The organism is Microvirga sp. 3-52, from assembly GCF_018383585.1.
In the GTDB taxonomy this organism is placed as follows: Bacteria; Pseudomonadota; Alphaproteobacteria; order Rhizobiales; family Beijerinckiaceae; genus Microvirga.
Genome location: NZ_JAHAMK010000004.1, coordinates 100,405 through 120,203 on the forward strand (window position 1 = coordinate 100,405; position 19,799 = coordinate 120,203).

The window sequence follows — 19,799 nt, forward strand, 5'->3', positions numbered from 1 at the left end:
TCAGCGGTCTTTGAGCAGCTGCGCGCGGTCGCCGTCGGTAAAGACGGGGGTTCCACGCAAAATGCCCTGAAAGTTCTCCAGCGGTTCGCCGAGGGCGATGCCCCTGTTGGTGATGCGCATCTCGCGAATGGTGTTCTCATGCGAACCGAACCGCTTCTTGATGATCGAAATCGCCCGCCGAACCTGGCCGAATGCCTCGAAGTAGCGCAGCAGGATCACCGTGTCGGCCAGATAGGTGACATCGACAGGACTCTTGATGTCGCCCACAAGCCCGTGCTGAGCGACTGTGAGGAAGGTCGAAACACCCTGCCGGTTCAGGTATTGCAGAAGCTCATGGATATGCAGGGTCAGGAATTGCTCTTCCGGCATGGCGGCCTGATAGCCGTTGAGGCCATCGATCACGACCGTCTTCACGCCAAAGCGATGGATCTTGGTGCGCACCCGGTCTGTGAATTCGCCAGGCGAGAGCTCGGCGGCGTCGACCTGCTCGATAAACAGATGGCCGGCAGCGCACAGCGCCTCCAGGTCGATGCCGATCAACTTGGCCCGGTCGATCAGGAGGCCGAGTTCCTCGTCGAAGATGAACAGGGCTGCCTTTTCACCGCGGGCGGCCGCAGAAACGGCGAATTGCACGGTCAGGAGGGACTTGCCCGTCCCTGCCGGACCCATCACCAGCGTGCTCGAGCCCTGCTCGACACCGCCGCCGAGGAGTGCGTCGAGCTCACCGATTCCGCTCGTGAGGACATTGCGGGCAAAGCCGGTCTTGTGCTCGCCGGAGACAAGGCGTGGAAATACCTGGACGCCCCCTTCCGCAATGATGAAATCATGATACCCGCCCCGGAACGACTGGCCACGATACTTGATCACCCTCAGGCGGCGGCGCTCGGCGCCGTAGCTGGGCGTAAGCCCCTCGAGGCGAATCACGCCGTGGGCGAGGCTGTGAACGGTCTTGTCATTGGTATCCGTGGTCAGATCATCCAGCAGGAGAACCGTTGCCCCCTGCCGGGCGAAGTAGTGCTTCATCGCCAGAATCTGGCGACGGTAGCGCAGAGAGCTTTGCGCCAGAAGGCGGATCTCGGACAGGCTATCGATTACGATGCGCACTGGCTGCGTCCGGTCGATCGCCTCGAACACGGCCTTGGTGGTTTCACCGAGCTCGAGATCGGACGAGTAGAGCAGGCTCTGCTGATGCTCGTCATCGAGAAGGCTCTCGGGCGGCACGAGTTCGTACACGTGAATGCTGTCGCCGAGTGTCCAGCCATGGGACGCTGCGCCATCGCGCAGCTCCTTCTCTGTCTCGGACATGGTGATGTAGAGCCCGGTTTCTCCGGACTCGGCCCCATCGAGCAGGAACTGAAGAGCGATGGTGGTCTTGCCGGTGCCGGGATTGCCCTCCAGAAGGTAGACATGTCCGGGCGACAGGCCTCCCACGAGGATGTGGTCGAGACCTGCAACCCCGGTCCGCGCTTTCGGAGTGGTGTGAGGCTTAGCGATCATGGGACAATCCGATCTCAGCCTGAAGAGCGGCCGGAAGCGTGTGGGTTGGGATCAGCCCGAGCAAACCTGAGAGCGCCTGCTCCGCGTGCCAGAGGTCGTGCTGCTGCTGCCGCTCCAGCCAGAAGCCGGGCGTTGTGCCTGAGAGACGGGCAAGGCGCGTTGCCATTTCCGGACTGATCGCTGCCTTGGCGGCAAGAACCCGATGAAGTGTCTGGCGGGCGATGCGAAGCTCACGGGCGGCCTGGCTGACCGACAGGCCGAGACCCGGCAAGACTCGGTCACGCAGGATCCAACCCGGATGGGGCGGTGCCACCAGGAGAGCCTCTCGGGCGAAGGGCATGATCCTACCTTGTTTAAGCCGACTGTAACGTTATGGGTTACAGGTCAGGAATGACAAGGGCTGTAGCTGCCTTCAGCACGAATCATCAATACGATGGGTAGGTGCAGATGAGAGCCGGTTGGTCCGGTGAACGCAATTCGCGGCCGACAATAGTCGGGCTGGCTGGCCGGAAGTCCAGAGGGTCCGGCCGACTGCGTTCACCGTGATGGTCTTAACCGATCTGTTCGAGGATGATTGCTCTAACTTCTTCCCGGGTGAGACTGGTTTGCTGCGGCTGCCACGTGGAGGTGGACTTGCATGGCTGCTTCTGCGGCGAAGGCCGGGAGAGCACCTTTACGGGCTTGGGGGAGGGAATTGTGTACATAGTGTCCTTGAGCGACTTCGGCGGCGAGCCGTGCCACTGTCGTTGATTGTTGATGAAGTCGAATGCGGGGCAAAACGACGGATCCACTGCGAAGTTCCACGCAGCGACCAAACTTCAAAGGCGCGGAAAGCAGGCTCGGCGCTCAATCATGAGCTTCAGAGAGCAGGCCGAACATATCGGTTGGATTGATCCAGTATGGACTAGTTTCTTTGGAATTACAAGACAGAACGGGAAAATAATGACAAATTCATGAGATGAGAGCTATCGAGGAGCGCTCCTGACCGGCACTTCACATCCAAAATGCTCGAATCGGGCGCTCAGTTCTGGGTTATGACCACGGCTCACCTAGAAAATTACTAGGGATCATGCCTTGTATTCGCCGCAAGTGGGCGCTAGATAACCCTCTATCGACATTTGGCCGGACAATCGGGCCGTTACGCCTTGGCCTTCCAGGCGCACGTTCAGACACTCTTCCAAACATCGACGAACCCGAGTGCGAGGTCGTGCGGCTGCACGCTCTCGGCTCACGTGCACTTCTAGCCTAACCAAGGATCTTCCCATGATTACGGGCACCGTGAAATTCTACAACGACCAAAAGGGCTTCGGCTTCATCCAGCCGGACGATGGCAGCAAGGACGTGTTCGTCCACGCCACCGCGCTCGAGCGCGCCGGCATCCGCGGCCTGCGCGAAGGCCAGAAGGTCTCCTTCGACACCGCCGAAGACCGCCGCTCCGGAAAAGTCGCCGTCAACAATATCCAGGCTGACTAAGGATGCTACGGCACTTCTCATAAGTGCAGCCTATGGAGCCGCTCCCGGGTGGGGCGGCTTTTTCTTTTGAATGGCCAACGACCCAATGGCCGGACTGGTGAGAAAACGATGTATACTTTTCGAAAAGCTCCCGCCAAATCGGTGATGTTCGTAGTGGACTATGACGATGCTCGCCGAGCCTATCTCTGGATCGACAATCCAGAAAAGGCCTCCGACACGCGCATTGTCGAAATGATGGCACGAGCCCAGCAGGAGCAGGGTACCCTTCCTGAAGGCACCATTACCAGCATCAGGCGCGTCCGATAACCGGCATAGGACGGGATTGGCAGCCTCCATAAGATCGACAGGTGACATGAAGCAAAAAGAATTCGGCGAGCGCCTCCAGGCTTCTCAGAGCGCGAAGCAGGCCATGATGGCAAAGTTCCGTGAGCGGCCTGGGTCCGACGACCCGGCTGTTTCCGAACGGCGGGCGGCCCGGGCTGCTTTGAGCGCAGCGCGCGACGTTCGCGCGGCTGAACGCGAGACCCAGCGCCTTGCGGAAGAAGCCGACCTCGCCACCCTGCGCGCAGCCCATGCCGCGGATCAGGCGGCACAAGAACAGCAAGCAGCAGCCGAAAAGGAAGCGAGCGATGCCAGGCTCGAGGCGGAGCGCAAGGCTGCCCGCGATGCTCGTTACGCCGCTCGTAAGGCACGAAAGTAACGGCGTCCGATCCAGTCGCCTGAGGAGATTTACTGATGTCCCATAAGTTCAAAGTCCGACAGATGGTCCGCTTGGCGCAGCCAGGGTTCTCTGACGCCCGTACAAGCGCCGCCAGCATTTACGAGGTCGTGCGACTTATGCCGGCTGACCAGAGCGGGGAGCTTTCCTATCGTATCAAATCCGGAGCGATCGAGAGAGCCGTGCGCGAGAGCGAAATTCGGAGCACATAGCCCCCTCTCCAGCGTATCGTTTGTCGATCCCTCGATACATCCCATGGCGGAATGACGTCATCAAATATAGAAAGGACATACCTTGCAAGTTCTCGTACGCGACAACAATGTCGATCAGGCCCTCAGAGTTCTCAAGAAAAAGATGCAGCGCGAAGGAATTTTTCGCGAGATGAAAGCGCGTAAGTCTTACGAGAAGCCCTCCGAGCGAAAGACTCGCGAGAAAGCCGAAGCTGTCCGCCGCAGCCGCAAACTGGCCCGCAAGCAGGCTATCCGAGAAGGGCTGATCGCAGCTCCGAAGCCCAAGCCCCGTTTCGCCGGGCCGCGCAAGCCCGCAGCAGCTCTCAACACGAGCCCGCGCCCCGAGACTACAGAGGCGAAGGTCTAGCAGGACCAGAGCAGCAGAGCCGTTCTCCGGCTGGCAAGCGGCGCAACATCAATCCGGCGCCGCTTCATGCTCTGTGCTCAAGCTGATTGAGTACGCTCACTCGGCAACCCGAACTACCTGCTGAAAGTACTAGGTCGGCGAGTTCTGATTCCTTATCCAAACAGCAACCCACATAAAGAAGTAGCTTTTCTGTGCAGCGCGTCCGTTCAACTCTGTTCGATATCCTGCTGACCGTCTGGACCGGGCTCTTCGCACCCGTTTTGGCAGTCTTGTGGCTGATTGGCTCTCCTGAGCGTGGTGTCCGGCTGACATCCCGGTTATGGGCTCGCGGTGTTCTCGCCGGCCTAAAATGGCTTGTCGGCCTGACCTACGCCGAACGGGGCCGACACAACATTCCCGACGAACCATGCCTGATCATCGCCAACCACCAGTCGACATGGGAGACTCTGGCGTTCCTGACGCTCTTCCCGGATGTGGCGATCATTGCAAAGCAGGAATTGCTCACGATTCCCGTCTTCTCATGGTTCCTCCGCAAGTCGCCGATGATCCTGATCGATCGGGAGAGCGGCTCGAAAGCCGTTCGGAAGATGATCGACGAAAGTCAGGCGGCGCTTGCCGAAGGCCGCTCCGTTCTGATCTTTCCGGAGGGAACCCGAAAGTCGGCTTCCATGCCTATCGAATTCAAGCGTGGGGTAGAATTGCTCTATACAAGGCTCGACCGGGTGGTTCTCCCGGTGGCTTTGAATTCAGGCCTGTTCTGGGGTCCTGATCGTGCCTACAAGCGGGCCGGCACGATTTCTGTCTCCTATCTCGATCCGATCGAGCCAGGGCTCTCGGGAAGCGAATTTACCCGCAAGGCGGAGCAGCTCCTCGAAACTGAGAGAAGACAATCGTGGTTGCAGGCAGCCTGAAGCAGATAACCATTCAGTCCGACAATCATGCGTGTTGTCGGACCTGCCAATGACCAGTGATGTCGACGGATTGTGAGACCTGTGCCGATCTGGATCTAACGATCAGTCACTAACTCGATGACAGGTTCAAGGCTCGTATAGGGTAGTGTGAACTTCTCGCCCCGGAAGAGCATCGGCACATCCTGCCCGCCTGCGAAACCGGGCGTCAGCTTACTACGAACCGTGAAGGTCTCGCCTGCCTTTACAGGCCCCCAGGGCTCATCAAGATGGTCGATCACGCCAAGTTCGCTCAGCTTGGCTTCCACTGTTTGCGTCCGCACATAGGAAGGCAGCTGTCGGAGGCCACTCTCGATATCATCGCGCACAGCAGCATAAGCTGGATTGCGAACCTTGTAGCGAAGCTCCGTATCTTCGGTGAACCGCCACACGGATCCCGTGACCATCTGCTGCTGCTTCGTGGGAGACTTCTTCTCAGGAGCATCGAGTTTCTTGCCAGTCTTCGCCCGAGCAGGAGCCTCTGCCGGCTGAAGATTGGCAATCAACGCCCATTTGGTCGACCATTCGACAGCACGGTAGTCACCTCTCGTCAAACGGTCCGCAAATTCCAGAATGTCAGGGTCGATAGGGCGTTTGCTGCCGCTGGCCTCGAAATACCGCAGCCGCATCTCGTCAGGGAGAAGCAGGTAGAAATTATCACTCTTGACGTCCACGTCGAAGATCTTGGCGACCTTCACCACCTGATCACGGGTGGACGAAGCCTCTACGCCATCGCCCGTCGGGTAAACCATCGTCCCTTTCGGAACCCGGACGTAGCCGTTCACTTGGATCTCCGACATTTTCAATTGAGTCTTTCTTTCATATGAAGTGGCGCTTCTGCAAGGAGTTGCAGGCAGCTCAAAAAATGGGAACGGCACCCGAAGGTGCCGTTTCTGTTGCTAGGCTATCCCGAGCCCCGGATGGTTACGCCGCGAGGCGCACCGCACCCATGTCAACGTTGTCGTTGGCATTTGTGAATTTGCACTGTTAAGGCCGTAGCTCAGCCTAATCGCAGCCTAGCCTTTATCGCGCCCAGTCGAACCCAGATCGCCCCCATCACAAACACACCAAGACGGCCTCAACGAGGGCCTGTCGCCCAAAACCCATCCTGCGGTACCTGGACGGCCGGTGTGTTTGTGGTGGAGGCGGCGGGAATCGAACCCGCGTCCTAAACGCCTATTCCACTCTGCCTCTACGATCATAGTCAGGCGAACCTGACACCCTTGATATAGGCACGATTTGACCTGATTTCCAGGCTTCATTGCGATTTCAGTTCTCGGAGCGTCGATAAACCGAAGCGGCCTGCAGAATCGATCATGCCATTTGCTGGCAACGATGTCGTCAGCGCAACGTGTAGAGCTAGGCTGCGACATGCCTCGCCTTGGCTCGGAAGATGCCAGTTACAGGTATGGCTGCCTTGGAATCGATGGAGAGCGGGTCTCAATCCATTGGATGAGCCTGCCTGGTGACTTGACCGCAACGCCGAGGGCGACCCATCCTGCCCTGAGCTCTCGGGGAACGCCGGGAATGGTGTGGAAGCCGGCGCAGCCATAGCCGCAAGATACTGCTCTAGGTCAGGGTCGCCCATGGTGAGGGCTGTGATGCGAGTAGGCCTCCGGATCGAGCTCATCTAATATCCCACAGAGATATCGCCTCCGTTCAGAAGAAGCAGAACGAAGATCAGATAGATGGAACGGGAACGGAAGCGGGATGGCCCGGTCTCCCGTATGCCCTGCGGGTGAGCCTGGAGGCTGAAGGGTGTGTTGTCCCCGCCTGGAGCGCAATGCGGATCCGGTACGCCAGGGGCCGATAAGGATACGTCCCGCTCTCAGGGCCAGTGTTGCTACAGCCCTAGCGCGTCGCATGAAGATGGGGTCGTGTTTACGTCGCTAAGACCAAAAGCGGGAAAGAGCGTGCCCTAGATACCCGCCATCTCTTTGTCGTCATCCGGGCTGAAGGTAGAGAGCCGCCGATGCGAGACCTCCTCCAGATATCTCTGGCATTCCGGGATGTTGCCGAGCGGGATGTTCGGCGTCGAGTCCATTGTTCACCAGTTCCACATGGCCAAGTTCCTTGGTCGTGATGGCCGCAACGAGGCTATAGAAGGGGCCCAGCTTGCTCCTGCTGCGGAAATTGAAGCTTTGGAACATGGAAGGCCCTCCTGGTAGGTAAGACCGTTGAACCTGCCATCGAACATCGATTTCATCAGCAAAGAGTTTCGGTCAAAAGCTTGGCCGCATCGCAGTGAAGTTCGATACGGGAGATGGATCCGGAACTCGGCGTTCACCGCCTGCACGACGACCTTCAGGATGGGATACCATCACCACTCATCACGAGGTGGCGTCCGATCCGTCTGCCAAACGCTGGCCGAACGGCTCATTGAACCCCGGTGAGAACCTTGCCGACATTATCCTTTTGTCAAACTTCACTGTTCAACTCACTATGGTTGCACGTCGACCGGCCGGAACCTTAGGGAGAATACAATGAATTCGAAGCCGTGCATCGTTCTGGGCGTGCCGGTTCAGGAGGGAGCTGGCCGCCTTGGCTGCGACATGGGCCCAAGCGCCTTTCGGACCGCCGGCCTGCTCACCGAGCTGCGAAATCTCGGCTATGCCGTGGAGGATCGAGGCAACATCGTACCCAGGCCGCTCCGGAACCTGCAGCATCCGAATGCTTCCATCAAGGCCCTTTCGGAAACTGTCGCCTGGACCGAGGCCATCGCCGAAGCGGCCTATCGGGCAAGCGGCGACGGCATGCCGATTTTCGCCGGCGGCGATCACAGTCTCTCGGCAGGTTCGATGACCGGGCTCGCCCGCCGGGCGGCTGAAGAAGGCCGTGAGCTCTTCGTTCTGTGGCTCGACTCGCATCCGGACTTCCATACCCTGGAAACGACCACGAGCGGCAACCTGCATGGCGTGCCGATGGCCTATGCAACAGGCCGAAATGGGTTCGAAGGTTACTTTCCCGCGCTTGCGGCTCCCATCAAGCCACAGAACGTGTGCATGATGGGGATCCGCAGCGTCGATCCCGCGGAGCGTTCCGCTCTGCAGACCGCAGGCGTGACGGTTCACGACATGAGGTCCATCGACGAGAACGGCGTCGTGTCGCTCCTTGATGCATTCCTGAAGCGCGTTGCAGCGGCACAAGGGGTTCTTCACGTGAGCTTTGACGTCGACTTCCTCGATCCCGTGATCGCGCCAGGTGTCGGCACCACGGTTCCTGGCGGCGCGACCTTCCGCGAGGCGCATCTCATCATGGAGATCCTTCACGACAGCGGTCTCGTGAGCAGCCTGGACCTGGTCGAACTCAACCCGTTTCTGGATGAGCGCGGACGTACGGCCCTCCTCATGGTTGATCTTGTGGCAAGTCTGATGGGGCGGCGGGTGCTGGACCGCCCGACGCAGAGTTACCGCTATACCCCGAGGATCGGCTGAGCCGATCGAAAAGCACTTGGCGCGGCGCCGAGGACCTGGATGATGCCTGGAAATTGCCGGTTCCCTGATCTGCCGAGCTCAGGCATTGGATCGACGGGCTTTGGCCCAGGAGGCTTCCGTACAATCCAGGGTGTGCTCCAAATTGCCCAGGTGCGAAACATGGGGACTGCCCTAATTGGGCTGCGTGGGACGTGCTGACGAAAAGCAGGCCTTCCCTACGTAACGACAGCGAGGGCCGTTATGACCGATGCAAGACCGAAGGTCGTGATCGTTGGAGCGGGATTCGGAGGGCTGACGGCGGCTCAGTCCCTGGCGCAGGTTCCTGTCGATGTGACAATCATCGACCGCCATAACTACCATTACTTCCAGCCGCTGCTCTACCAGGTCGCTACGGCGGCCCTGTCACCGGCCGATATCGCTTGGCCGATCCGGGGTATCCTCAGGCGGCAGAGGAATGCGACGGTGCTCCTGGCGAATGTCACGAGCATCGATGCGGACGCGCGTATTGTTCGGGCTGGATCGGTGACCATCCCATACGACTATCTCGTCCTCGCGACAGGTGCCACGCACTCCTATTTCGGACATCCGGAATGGGCCTCCTCGGCGCCGGGACTGAAGCAGATCGAGGATGCGACCTCCATCCGCCGAAAGGTTCTTCTCGCCTTCGAGCATGCCGAACTGACCGACGACTATGAGGAGCAGCGCCGTCTCCTCACCTTCGTGGTCGTGGGCGGCGGTCCCACCGGCGTCGAAATGGCCGGAGCGATTGCGGAAGTGGCTCATCACGCCCTGCCAGCCGAATTCCGGCGGATCGACCCGCATGCCGCGCGGGTGATCCTGGTGGAGGCAGGACCTCGCTTGTTGCTGACCTTTCCGGAGGATCTCTCACTTTATGCCCACAAAGCCTTGGAAAGGATGGGCGTCGAGGTCAGGACGCTTGCACGGGTCACGAACTGCGACGAGGCCGGAGTGGATCTGGAAGAGACACGGATTGAGGCCGGCACGATCATATGGGCCGCGGGCGTGGTAGCCTCTCCGGCGGCCGAGTGGCTTGGCGCGGAACGCGATCGCGCCGGGCGGGTCAAGGTCGAGCCCGATCTGTCGGTTCCGGGCAAGCCGGAGATCTTCGTGATCGGCGACACCGCGTCAGCAGCCGATGCTACTGGAGGGCCGGTGCCCGGAATTGCGCCGGCGGCCAAGCAGATGGGCCGCTTCGTGGCCCACGTGATTGCCTCGAAGGTCGAAAACACGACTTCGCCCGGGCCGTTCCGGTATCGCCATCAGGGCGATCTGGCCACGATCGGGCGCAAGGCAGCCGTGGTGAAGCTCCGTGCCATTCATCTCACAGGCTTCATCGGCTGGCTGTTCTGGGGCTTCGCGCACATCTACTTCCTAATCGGCTTGCGCAACCGGACTGTCGTGGCATTCAGCTGGCTCTGGAACTACCTGACCTATCAGCGGGGAGCGCGCCTCATCACCGATAGCCCTGACATGCAGAAGATTGCCCGAGATGAAAAGATGCATTCCCTCCACTCGGCGGCCGACGCGCGTCACGGACACGGTCGGGATCAGGCCCGTTCAGGCACAGCGGACTGGCAGTGATCCGCTTCCGAGCCGATCGGCTTCGCTTTGGCCAGCAGCGCCTACATCTGCCCGTCGCTTGCCACGGCCGTCGTCAATCGTCTGCGCGAACCTTGAAGAGATCCGGATATTGCCGCGGCTGCGAGCGAAGGTACTGGTTCGGCGCCTTGACGGCAGCACCGAAATGCGCGGCCGCGTGCCAGGGCCAGCGAGGATCGTAGAGGACTGCACGGGCAACGGCAATCAGATCAGCGTCGCCCGTGACGAGGATGGATTCCGCCTGCACAAAATCCGTGATGAGACCTACGGCAATGACAGGCATTCCGACCGGCTTCAGGGAGCGGGCGAGCGGCACTTGATAGCTCGGCCCTACCGGAATCTTCTGAGTTGGCGTCAGCCCGCCGCTCGAAACATGGATCGCGCTGCATCCGTGAGCCTTGAGCACTTTTGCGAATTCAACCGTCTCCTCGATTGTCCAACCGTCCGCTGCCCAGTCCGTGCCTGATACGCGCACCGTTACGGGACGCTCGGCCGGAAATGCGGCGCGAACGGCGTCGAACACCTCGAGTGGAAAGCGCATCCGGTTTTCGAGAGAGCCGCCATAGGCGTCCTCCCGCCGGTTGGACGAAGGTGAGAGAAATTGGTGGAGCAGATAGCCGTGAGCCACGTGGATCTGAATGGCGTCGAGACCGAGCCTGGCGGCGCGTCCGGCTGCATCGGCGAAGGCGCTCCGCACACGGGCAAGCCCATCCCGATCGAGCGCCGTCGGAGGAACGTCGCCGTCTTGCTGAGGGATTGCGGAAGGAGCCTCCGTCTGCCAGCCATTGACATGATCGGGCGGGATTTGCCCGCCTCCCTTCCAGGGCACCTCCGTGGAAGCCTTGCGCCCGGCATGGCTCAGCTGAATCCCGATCGGCATGTCGGACCATCGCCGAATGCCTTCCAGGACGCGCCTCATGGCAGCTTCGCACTCGTCCGAATAGAGGCCGACATCCGCATAGCTGATCCGGCCTTCCGGCAAAACTGCCGTCGCCTCGATGGTGAGAAGCGCTGCGCCCGAGAGCGCAAGCTGGCCCAGATGGATCATGTGCCAGTCGTTCATGCAGCCATCTTCGGCCGAGTACTGACACATCGGGGCAATGACGATGCGGTTGGCGAGTTCGAGATCTCCGACCCGGAAGGGTGTGAAGAGCTTCGCGTGCGACATGGATGGCCTCTTCCATTGGAGCGTTGATTGAAGGCTTGTGAGGAGTTCGGTGGCATTGAAACGCGCCAGCCACCGGAAAGGTCTGACCCGACACGACACTCTGGCCGCCAAGCTAGAGGGTTCCTTGGTCGGCTCGGGCCGTTCGGATTGTCACGACAGATTCTTCCATGAGTTGTTCATGAGCCCGAGCGTAGCCATGGCAAATCCGTTTCCGCCCTCATCAGGTTGCGTTCCAACGAACCAGGATCGTGATTTTCTGAAACAGAACGGCTGCTCCCAAGCAGGGGCGGTTGGCCACGGGAAACTGCGCCGCTAATTCCTTTCTATTCAGGGCCGGGCGTTTCTCGAGGAGACATATTGACCGTAGGACGAGATCCTGGCCGTCAGGGTATCCTGCATGCTTTCATCGCGTACGTGAGTCCTAATCCTCGCGGAAGGCACGGTTGAAGCTGTCCATCACCGGGCGCAGCATGTAGCCGGCTGCGGTGAACTTGCCGGTCTTGATCAGGACCTCCACCGGCATGCCCGCCATCACCTCTACCCCCGGCAGCGACGACAGAGCGCCCTCGTCGAGACGGATGCGCGCCGTGTAATAGGAGCGTTCAGTGGTCTTGTCGGACATGCGATCGGCCGACACATAGGTGAGCGTTCCCGCGACCGGCGCAACGCGGCGGTGCTTGTAGGGCATGAGCCGAACCTGGGCCGGCAGTCCGGGGTGGACGACATCGATGTCGTCAGGTCTTACCTGGGCGGTGACGATGAGGCGGTCGTGCTTCGGCACGAGATCGAGCAATGGTTGGCCTTCCGCCACGACGCCGCCAGGCGTCCGAATCCGAAGATCGGTGACGACACCATCCTCAGGCGCACGCACCTGAGTACGGGCAAGGACGTCCGCAGCAGCTTCGGAGCGTTCGGAGAGCTGGAAGACGAGCGCCTGGACCTCGCGGAGACTCTGCGCGATCTCGGCCTCCCGATCGCTACGCAGCTTAAGGATCTGGGCATGAGCCTCGCCCACCCCCTGCTCGGCGCGCGCCATCTCTTCCTGCGCCTGACCTTGCCGTCCGTCGATCTCGGCCTGCTCTCGCTCGAGTGCCAGCTTACGCGGCTGGGCGATGACGCCTCTGGCGACGAGCGGCGCGATGGCCTCCATCTCTCTCTTGATGATCTCTGCGCGCTTCTTGGCTGCATCGACCTGATAACGCAGGCCGAACATCTGGCGCGAGATCTGCTGCTGCCGCTGCACCAGCACTGCGAACTGCGACTGGTAAAGCTGGCGACGGCTGTTGAAGATGCGCTCCTGACCAGTCAGCATCTCGGCGAGTGCCGGATCCTTTCCCGCCGCCCGGCGCAAGGGGAGCGGGAACAGGATGGTGTCGTGTCCGTCGCGTTCGGCCAGCAGCCGCGCCTCGCGGGCCTGCGCCTCGCGCAATTGGCCCTGAAGCGCCTGTGCGGTCGCCTTGGCCCTGGTGTCATCGAGCTGGATCAGCGGCTGGCCCGCCGTCACGGCATCTCCGTCCTTCACCAGGATCCTGGCAACGATGCCGCCTTCCAGATGCTGCACCGTCTTGCGACTTGTCTCGGCCTCGACCGAGCCTAGCGCGATGGCGGCACTTTCCAGCGGTGCGGTGACCGACCAGATGCCAAAGCCGCCGATGAATACGGTCACGAGCCCGAAGGCGATTGCCGTCAGCCACCGGATCCGCTGGAACGGCGTGGGAGGCGGCGGCGGCAGGACGTCGGACAGGTCGATGACGGGAGATGTCCTGGCCATCACGCAGCTCCCTTGTCGGCCTGCAGACCCGGTGCAGCGATCATCGGTCCATCATTGACCTTCGGCATACGTGCGTCCGGTTTCGACTTCGCCTGCTGAACGACCCGAATCGCGGTGCGCCCCTGTGCGATCCGCTCGGCGATCTCGCGGCGCTCGCCATAGGCGTTGACCATGCCGTTGTCGAGCACGAGTACGCTGTCGGCGACCGACAGGATGCCGAGACGCTGAGCGATGACGATGATCGTCGCACCACGGGACTTCATCTCGTCGATGGCCCGACGCAGCGCTTCCTCGCCTTCGGGATCGAGGCTGGCATTCGGCTCGTCGAGCACAATCAGACGCGGATCGCCGAAGAACGCGCGTGCAAGCCCCAGCTTCTGGCGTTGGCCGCCGGAGAGCCGCGCCCCGCCTTCGCCGATATGGGTGTCATAGCCCCTGGGCAGTCGCATGACGGTATCGTGGAGATCCACGAGCCGGGCGGCTGCGATCACCTCCGAGGAACTCGCCTCGGACAGACGGGAGATGTTCTCCGCGACGGTACCGGCGAAGAGCTCGACGTCCTGCGGCAGGTAGCCGAAGTAACGGTGCCCGCCGGAGGCCATCCACACGCCGACATCGGCTCCGTCGAGGCGCACATGCCCTGTGGTCGGCGGCACGGTTCCGGCGATCAGGCGACCGAGCGTCGACTTGCCGGCTCCGGAGGGGCCGACCACGCCAAGTACCTTGCCGGCACAGACCATCATCGAGAGGCGGCGCACAATAGGTTCGGTCGATCCGGGGGGCACATAGGTGAGCTGCTCCACTTCGAGGAGGCCGCTCGGCGCAGGCAGCTCCATGCCTTTCACGGGTTGCGGCGCCGCCTGCATGATGCGCCGGATGCGGTCATAAGCGAGTCGCACATTGGTGACCGCCTTCCAGGTGCCGATCGCGCCTTCGACGGGCCCGAGCGAGCGGCCGAGCAGGATCGAGGCGGCGAAAATCGCAGCCGGGCTCACATCGTGCCGGATCACGAGGAACGAGGCGGCTGCCATCACCAGCACTTGTGCGAGAAAACGGACGAAGCGGGCCGAGGCCTGAATTGCCGAGGCGCGCGCTCCCGCCGACAGCTGGGCCGCCTTGGCATGCGCCTGCTCGTCGGACAGGATGCGTGCCACGCCGGGCAGCATGCCCATGGCGGTGATCGCTTCCACGTTGCGCATCAGCGACTCGAAGCGGTGCTGGCTCTCCGAAGAGGCCGCAGCGGCACGGGCAAAGGGAGCGCGCGTCACGGTCTCGTTGAGCCAAGCGAAGCCGAACAGGATGAGGGAGGCCACGATGCCGATCGCACCCAGAACCGGATGAACCAGGGTCATGGCGAGCAGGAAGATGGGCGTCCATGGCAGGTCGAAGAGGGCCGTGCAGGCGGAGCCGCCGAAGAACTGCCGCAGGGTGCCGAGGTCACGCCATGCCTGGGCTGCTCCAGCAGGGTCGGCCCGCAACGCTGCCTGCACCGCAGCGGTAAGCACGGGAGCCTGCAGGCGCTCTTCGAGCCAGGCACCGACGCGGGCGAGCATCTCGCGCCGCAGGGCCTCGATGACTGCGTGGAGCGCCAGCGCAAAGACGACGATGAGGGTGAGCATGAAGAGCGTGTCGAGGCTCTGGCTCGACAGCACGTGATCGTAGACCTGCAGCAGGTAGAGCGGCATGGTCAGGGCGAGCAGATTGACGAAGAAGCTCAAGCCCGCGACGAGGGCCAGCGAGTAACGACAGAGCCGGAAGGCGTGCTCCACCTCGGTCTGGTGGCGGACCTTCATCCAGTTCATGGCCATACGCGGCCTCCAGGCGCGTCAGTCAAGATCGGGCTGGCGCTCGCGCTGGCTGGGGGGCTGTGTTGCGCGAGCGCCGGTCCGGGGCCGCGGGTCTCCCCCTGGTCCCGGATGGTTTTTCAGGCGCTCAGGCGCTGAGGCCGCCTAAATCGAAGTCGCCGAAGTCGAAGTGGAAATCCACGCCCGCCTCCTGCATAGCGTCCATCACCTGCTCGACGGTCACCCCGACGTCCTGCTTCTGCTCGTTGGTCGCGTCGGAGTCGTTGTTCTGGTCGAACGCGAAGTCGCCGATGTCCTGGTCGGAGTAGGCGTGGCCACCCCCGCCCTGCTCGGTGGCGGCCACGGCGTTGCCGCCGGCAGCCGACTCGATCTGGGACATTGCGTCGTTGTCGGTCTTCGAGTCGGCATCGCCGCTCGTGTCGCCACTGTTGGCGTTGGCGTTGCCGCCGGTCGCCGCGCCGCCGGCCGAGTTTCCGCCGGTGGTGTTGCCGCCCGTGGCCGTGCCGGAAGTCGCCGCGCCGCCCGTGCTGTCGCCGACCGTGCCGGTGCCGTAGCCGCCGGCTCCGCCGGTGCCTTCACCGCCCGTGGCTTCGCCGCTCGCCGCGTCACCCGAGGTGCCCGCGCCGCCCGTGCCGGCACCCGAGGTGCCCGCGCCGGAGGTCGCCGTGCCTTCGCCGCCGTAGCCGCCGTAGCCACCGTTGGCTCCGCCGCCGGTGCCCGCTCCTCCGGTGCCTGCGCCGCCGGTGCCCTCACCGCCGGTCCCGGCTCCGCCGGTGCCCGCGCCGGACGTGCCCGCGCCGCCACCGCCGTTGCCGCCGGTGCCGTCGCCGGAATCACCGTCGCCGCCCTTGCCGAATCCGCCTTCACCGTCGCCGCCCTTGGCCCAGCCGCCTTCACCATCGCCGCCCTTGGCCCAGCCGCCGTCGCCGCCGTCGCCGCCGTCTGCGTCGGCCCATCCGGTCTTCACGTTGCCAGAATCGCCTTCGCCGCCGGTGCCGTCGCCGCTATCGGCGTCGCCGGTGTAGGCCTTGCCGCCGTCGCCGTCGCCGCCTTCGCCGCCCTCACCCTTGGCGATGCCGCCGAAGACCGGTCCGGTCTTGGCGTCGCCGCTGTCGGTGTCGCCGCCCTTGGTGTCGCCACCGAAGTTCCAGCCGCCGGCGAGGTCGCCGGCCTTGGCAAAGCCGCCGTTCGAATCGTTGTCGGCGATGGCTTTCGAGTCGCCGTTCGAGGTGTTGGTGTTGGTCACCGTCGAGTCGTTGTCGGTATCGACGTCCGTGTACGCCTTGTTGTTGGCGCTGGCGTCGTTCGCGGCGATCTGCGTCGGCTTGTAGTCCAACTTGCTGGAGTTGTCGTTGTCTTGGTCGATGTCGGACTTCTGCTCGGCCTTGGTGTCGATATCCTGGTCTTGCCATTGGTCGAGCGAGTTCTTCACGTCGGCGTGGATGTCGAATTCGAATCCGAATTTGCTCAGGAACTCTGATAGATCTGCCATTCTCGAGCCTCCTCAAATGATTGCCGCCGCCTCGTGGAGTTTTGAGGCGGTTTAGCAAAGCCTCCCGCACGCGGAGCCTGAAAGAAAGTTGCCGATTCGCATGCCGCAGAATGGGTGAGGAGAATGTTCAGGTCGCCCGTTCAGGCGATCAGCATACATCTGTAGATGTTTATTGCCTGACGGATCAGCCGAACTGGCGATTTTATTGATGCGCTAATCCTTCTGAGGTATGGGCGCCGTAGATCCTCTAACCTGATGATCGATATCGGGAAATCTCGCCAACTCGGCGTTCCCACAGCGGGAGAATAAGGCTTACCTCACATTAGCTTCACATTCTGGCGCTCGGTTGATCCGTGTGAATGTTCAAACGGGCAAAGGATGGGAAAGCTTCCTTTCTCATCACAGGAAGGAGCCTGTTGTGACAATCGACCTATCGAGAGCGCCTTCGAGGCTCTCTGGGGTGGCATGCCAGAAGCAATAGTCTTAGCGAGGGCTTCAAGGCGTGCATGAATTGAAGCCAAGCTTAGCGGCTCTATCCCTAGAAATCGACATGAAAAACGGTTAAAAGAACCGTCTACTTATTGTAGAATAACCATCGCGTATCGTGTGCATCTTCGAAGTTAAATGCTAAGTTTTGCTGTATGGCAGATCAATGGCGGAATAGCGCTGGTACTAGTGCCTTTCCGACCGTGGCGTCCAATCGTTGCGTGAGAACACTCGATTTAGGAAACGCAAAAATTCTTGGGAACCGATTCAACGAGATGCGCCTCACATGAAGGAGGGTTGTAATGCATTTTTCGTATGCAACGCCCGATGGCGACTCAAATGGTATGAGCCAGGAGGCTCTCGTCATCATTGATGACGAGCCATTCTCGCAAGAATGCCTCGTCCACGCGATAGGCAGTGCGTTCCCTGGCACGCCGGTCGTAGGATTTTCAACGGTCGAGGAATTCTCTCATGCTGCGGAGACGGCAGTTGGGCTCGTGCTGTTGAGAGCTCAGTCGCATGCACCCTCGGGAGGTCAGCTGACGAATGAAGCCAGGGGCATCCTCCAGTACCACCCCGATGTTCCGATCGTCATCCTCTCTATGTGCATGAAAGCCAAAGATGTGCAGGAAGCGATCGCCATGGGCGTACGCGGCATCATCCCGATGTCCACCTCATTCAAAGTCGCAGTCGCCGCATTGCAGCTCGTGATGGTAGGCGGCACGTATTTTCCGCGATTCATCAATGGGGATTTGCCACTGGCCGATGGGACCAAGGATACGCGCGATTTGATGCCGGAAGATCATGAACCGCTTGTTCTGCCCCATGCCGGTCATCAACCCTACTTCGCGATCGTGGAGCAAACCGGCGACGTGCTGAAGACAGAGGCAAACGGCGCGACAGTCATCTTTACAGCACGGGAACTGGACGTGCTGGAAGCACTCCAGAAAGGCTGGTCCAACAAATGGATCGCCCATTCCCTCAATATTTCCGAGAACACCATAAAAGTGCATATCCAGCGTATCATGCGCAAGCTGCACGCCACCAACAGGACGGAAGCGGTCTTCCGGCATCGTCAGCTCAACGGCTTGCGTTAACGATCGTAATCCATTCAGGTGTCGCCCGTTGGGCTGGATCGGGTTGTATCGACGTCGTGACGGGTCGCCAGCATTGCCCATGGGCCACACCATGATTGTCTGAGACAGATCGATGCCGCCTGAATGGATAACTGGCGGATCGATGCGTCCGCGCTCTAGACTGCCTTGTCCATAACGGCCGCGCGAGGTCGACGCTGATGCTGCCACCCGACAGGGGAACACGCAACCTGCTCCCGCTCCTGATCGAAGAGCAGGATGAAATCGTTCAGACGGCCGACGATGGCGGCCGAGTTCGCCAGATCTCGGATTCTGGGCTACCAACCTCCCCCTCCTCCAATCCCGTCATTGACCCTACAGCGCCGCACGTCGGGCCGATCCATCAGGACACCGGTTCGTCACCTCAAGGGGTCACGGCTCCGGCGGCTCAGAACCCGGCTGCACATACTTCTCCGTCCTCAGTCGATCTGAACCGGGCGGATGCAATCGGGGGCGGTCATTCAGTCATGAAGGACGATGACAGCGGGTCGGGCACATTCTCGGCGCATGTATCTCCCTCAGGGGCTCCGCATGGGGCAGGCTTTACTCCCAACGGCGTCTCGCATCACCCGGCAGACGGCGGTTCGACGAACGAAGATCAGAACGGCCCTGAATACGACCTCGAAGAGAGGGGCGCAGACAATCCGATGTCCAACCCTGCGGCGGTCGGATTTCCGCCGGAAGGGGCCACGCCATCGGGAACACCAGTCCAAGCCGGGATCCCGATTGCGATTCCGGACAGCGACGACATCCACATCGTTCAGACCGCCTTCGTGGATCAGGACGCGGACGTTCTGCTCAACGGCTGGATGGGTGAAAGCAAGATCCGCGTCTTCATGGACAACGATGCCGATATGGTCCAGGACGCGGACGTCCGGCTCGACATCGACGACAACAATCGCATGTTCCTGCGCCTTGACCAGTCGATGATGATCGACCAGAACACTGAGATCGACCTCGATATCTATGAAGCCGAGGGCATCCTCTATGTCGATCTCTATCTCAAGAACGAGGTCGATATCGTGCAGGATACCGAACTCGATTTGATGTTGGATGGCTGGAACGGCAAGAGCCAGTTCTTTGTCGCCAACGATCTCGACGTCCGCCAGAACGTCGATGTCGACGTGGACATTGACGATGAGCTTGAGGAGAAGTTCGCGATCAAGGTGGCGATCGGTGTGAAGCAGGCCATCGATGTCGATCAGGATGCGGATATCGACGTCAGCTACGCGGATGGCGGTTTCGGCGTCGATGTCGATGCCATCCAGACGGCGACGATCGATCAGGATACGACGCTCAGGATCGATTTTTCGGTCGTCTAGCGCATCGTACGGAACAGTAGATCGGTTTTCCGCTGAGGGGACTGTCAGGTCGCCCGGACGACGTGCTGACAGGCAGCACGACCTCCCATGCCGATCATCGACTTGTGCTGAAATAGCGGGGCATCGGCACTGATCCGATCAAGCTCCCTTTTCCTCCGAGATCGATGCAAAGGCCGAGCTCGAACCCACGCCGATTGGCATAGGGTGTATGACCGAGCTCCCGATCACTGCTCTCCTGGGGGGCCTTTTAACCATCGGCCCGTCCGGATAGGGACGACCAGGCCGACGAGCCCCCTCTCTTGAAGATAAGGCTTGACCTGACCGGTCACGGTGTTC

At 61.2% G+C, this 19,799-nt stretch carries 17 protein-coding genes, 1 other RNA gene and 1 pseudogene; 10 read left to right on the forward strand and 9 right to left on the reverse strand.

Annotated features, from left to right (window positions below; translation table 11 throughout):
- Entirely contained in the window at positions 1 to 1,497 is a 1,497-nt protein-coding gene (locus tag KHP60_RS04895) for an ATPase domain-containing protein (RefSeq protein WP_213562451.1), read from the reverse strand.
- Complete coding sequence (locus KHP60_RS04900; protein ID WP_213562452.1) at positions 1,487 to 1,837, reverse strand: HigA family addiction module antitoxin; 351 nt, start codon at positions 1,835 to 1,837, stop codon at positions 1,487 to 1,489. The genes KHP60_RS04895 and KHP60_RS04900 overlap by 11 nt, the downstream gene beginning before the upstream one ends.
- Positions 1,838 to 2,760: 923 nt before the next feature.
- Between KHP60_RS04900 and KHP60_RS04905 the strand changes: the two genes are divergently transcribed.
- From KHP60_RS04905 to KHP60_RS04925, 6 genes are all read left to right on the forward strand, one after another.
- A complete protein-coding gene (locus KHP60_RS04905) occupies positions 2,761 to 2,970 on the forward strand; it encodes a cold-shock protein (RefSeq protein WP_152711391.1) in 210 nt (69 codons plus the stop codon).
- Positions 2,971 to 3,078: 108 nt separating this feature from the next.
- Positions 3,079 to 3,276, forward strand: coding sequence for a hypothetical protein (locus tag KHP60_RS04910; RefSeq protein WP_213562453.1), 198 nt, complete (start codon positions 3,079 to 3,081; stop codon positions 3,274 to 3,276).
- A gap of 46 nt (positions 3,277 to 3,322) precedes the next feature.
- Entirely contained in the window at positions 3,323 to 3,670 is a 348-nt protein-coding gene (locus tag KHP60_RS04915) for a DUF6481 family protein (protein WP_213562454.1), read from the forward strand.
- A gap of 35 nt (positions 3,671 to 3,705) precedes the next feature.
- Complete coding sequence (locus KHP60_RS25035; protein WP_249688515.1) at positions 3,706 to 3,900, forward strand: hypothetical protein; 195 nt, start codon at positions 3,706 to 3,708, stop codon at positions 3,898 to 3,900.
- 82 nt (positions 3,901 to 3,982) lie between these two features.
- On the forward strand, positions 3,983 to 4,285 hold the full coding sequence (rpsU, locus tag KHP60_RS04920; RefSeq protein ID WP_213562455.1) for a 30S ribosomal protein S21: 303 nt from the start codon (positions 3,983 to 3,985) through the stop codon (positions 4,283 to 4,285).
- A gap of 191 nt (positions 4,286 to 4,476) precedes the next feature.
- Positions 4,477 to 5,196: a 1-acyl-sn-glycerol-3-phosphate acyltransferase gene (locus KHP60_RS04925; RefSeq protein ID WP_213562456.1), complete on the forward strand. Its 720-nt coding sequence runs from the start codon at positions 4,477 to 4,479 to the stop codon at positions 5,194 to 5,196.
- A gap of 95 nt (positions 5,197 to 5,291) precedes the next feature.
- Here the strand turns inward: KHP60_RS04925 and KHP60_RS04930 are convergent, their stop codons facing one another.
- The 3 genes and pseudogenes from KHP60_RS04930 to KHP60_RS25040 form a co-directional block, all read right to left on the reverse strand.
- Entirely contained in the window at positions 5,292 to 6,017 is a 726-nt protein-coding gene (locus KHP60_RS04930) for a hypothetical protein (protein ID WP_213562457.1), read from the reverse strand.
- A gap of 96 nt (positions 6,018 to 6,113) precedes the next feature.
- Positions 6,114 to 6,490: a transfer-messenger RNA gene (gene ssrA / locus KHP60_RS04935) on the reverse strand.
- A 780-nt stretch (positions 6,491 to 7,270) separates the two neighbouring features.
- Positions 7,271 to 7,391 (reverse strand): annotated as a pseudogene (locus KHP60_RS25040) (manganese catalase family protein); the annotation flags it as partial.
- A gap of 324 nt (positions 7,392 to 7,715) precedes the next feature.
- Between KHP60_RS25040 and rocF the strand changes: the two are divergent.
- Positions 7,716 to 8,666 (forward strand): arginase, encoded by a 951-nt coding sequence (gene rocF / locus KHP60_RS04945; protein WP_213562458.1) that lies wholly within the window; start codon positions 7,716 to 7,718, stop codon positions 8,664 to 8,666.
- Between the two features lie 240 nt (positions 8,667 to 8,906).
- Positions 8,907 to 10,268, forward strand: coding sequence for an NAD(P)/FAD-dependent oxidoreductase (locus KHP60_RS04950; RefSeq protein WP_213562459.1), 1,362 nt, complete (start codon positions 8,907 to 8,909; stop codon positions 10,266 to 10,268).
- 73 nt (positions 10,269 to 10,341) lie between these two features.
- Here the strand turns inward: KHP60_RS04950 and KHP60_RS04955 are convergent, their stop codons facing one another.
- From KHP60_RS04955 to KHP60_RS04970, 4 genes are all read right to left on the reverse strand, one after another.
- Entirely contained in the window at positions 10,342 to 11,454 is a 1,113-nt protein-coding gene (locus KHP60_RS04955; protein ID WP_213562460.1) for an NADH:flavin oxidoreductase/NADH oxidase, read from the reverse strand.
- A 421-nt stretch (positions 11,455 to 11,875) separates the two neighbouring features.
- Complete coding sequence (locus KHP60_RS04960; RefSeq protein WP_213562461.1) at positions 11,876 to 13,225, reverse strand: HlyD family type I secretion periplasmic adaptor subunit; 1,350 nt, start codon at positions 13,223 to 13,225, stop codon at positions 11,876 to 11,878.
- A complete protein-coding gene (locus KHP60_RS04965; RefSeq protein WP_213562462.1) occupies positions 13,225 to 15,027 on the reverse strand; it encodes a type I secretion system permease/ATPase in 1,803 nt (600 codons plus the stop codon). The genes KHP60_RS04960 and KHP60_RS04965 overlap by 1 nt, the downstream gene beginning before the upstream one ends.
- Positions 15,028 to 15,157: 130 nt before the next feature.
- The gene (locus KHP60_RS04970) at positions 15,158 to 16,522 is read right to left on the reverse strand and encodes an MSCRAMM family adhesin SdrC (protein ID WP_213562463.1); all 1,365 of its coding nucleotides are present in this window, start codon (positions 16,520 to 16,522) and stop codon (positions 15,158 to 15,160) included.
- Positions 16,523 to 17,310: 788 nt separating this feature from the next.
- Here KHP60_RS04970 and KHP60_RS04975 point away from each other — a divergent pair.
- Complete coding sequence (locus KHP60_RS04975; RefSeq protein ID WP_213562464.1) at positions 17,311 to 18,105, forward strand: response regulator transcription factor; 795 nt, start codon at positions 17,311 to 17,313, stop codon at positions 18,103 to 18,105.
- Positions 18,106 to 18,788: 683 nt separating this feature from the next.
- Entirely contained in the window at positions 18,789 to 19,463 is a 675-nt protein-coding gene (locus KHP60_RS04980) for a hypothetical protein (protein ID WP_213562465.1), read from the forward strand.
- The last annotated feature ends 336 nt before the right edge of the window (positions 19,464 to 19,799 follow it).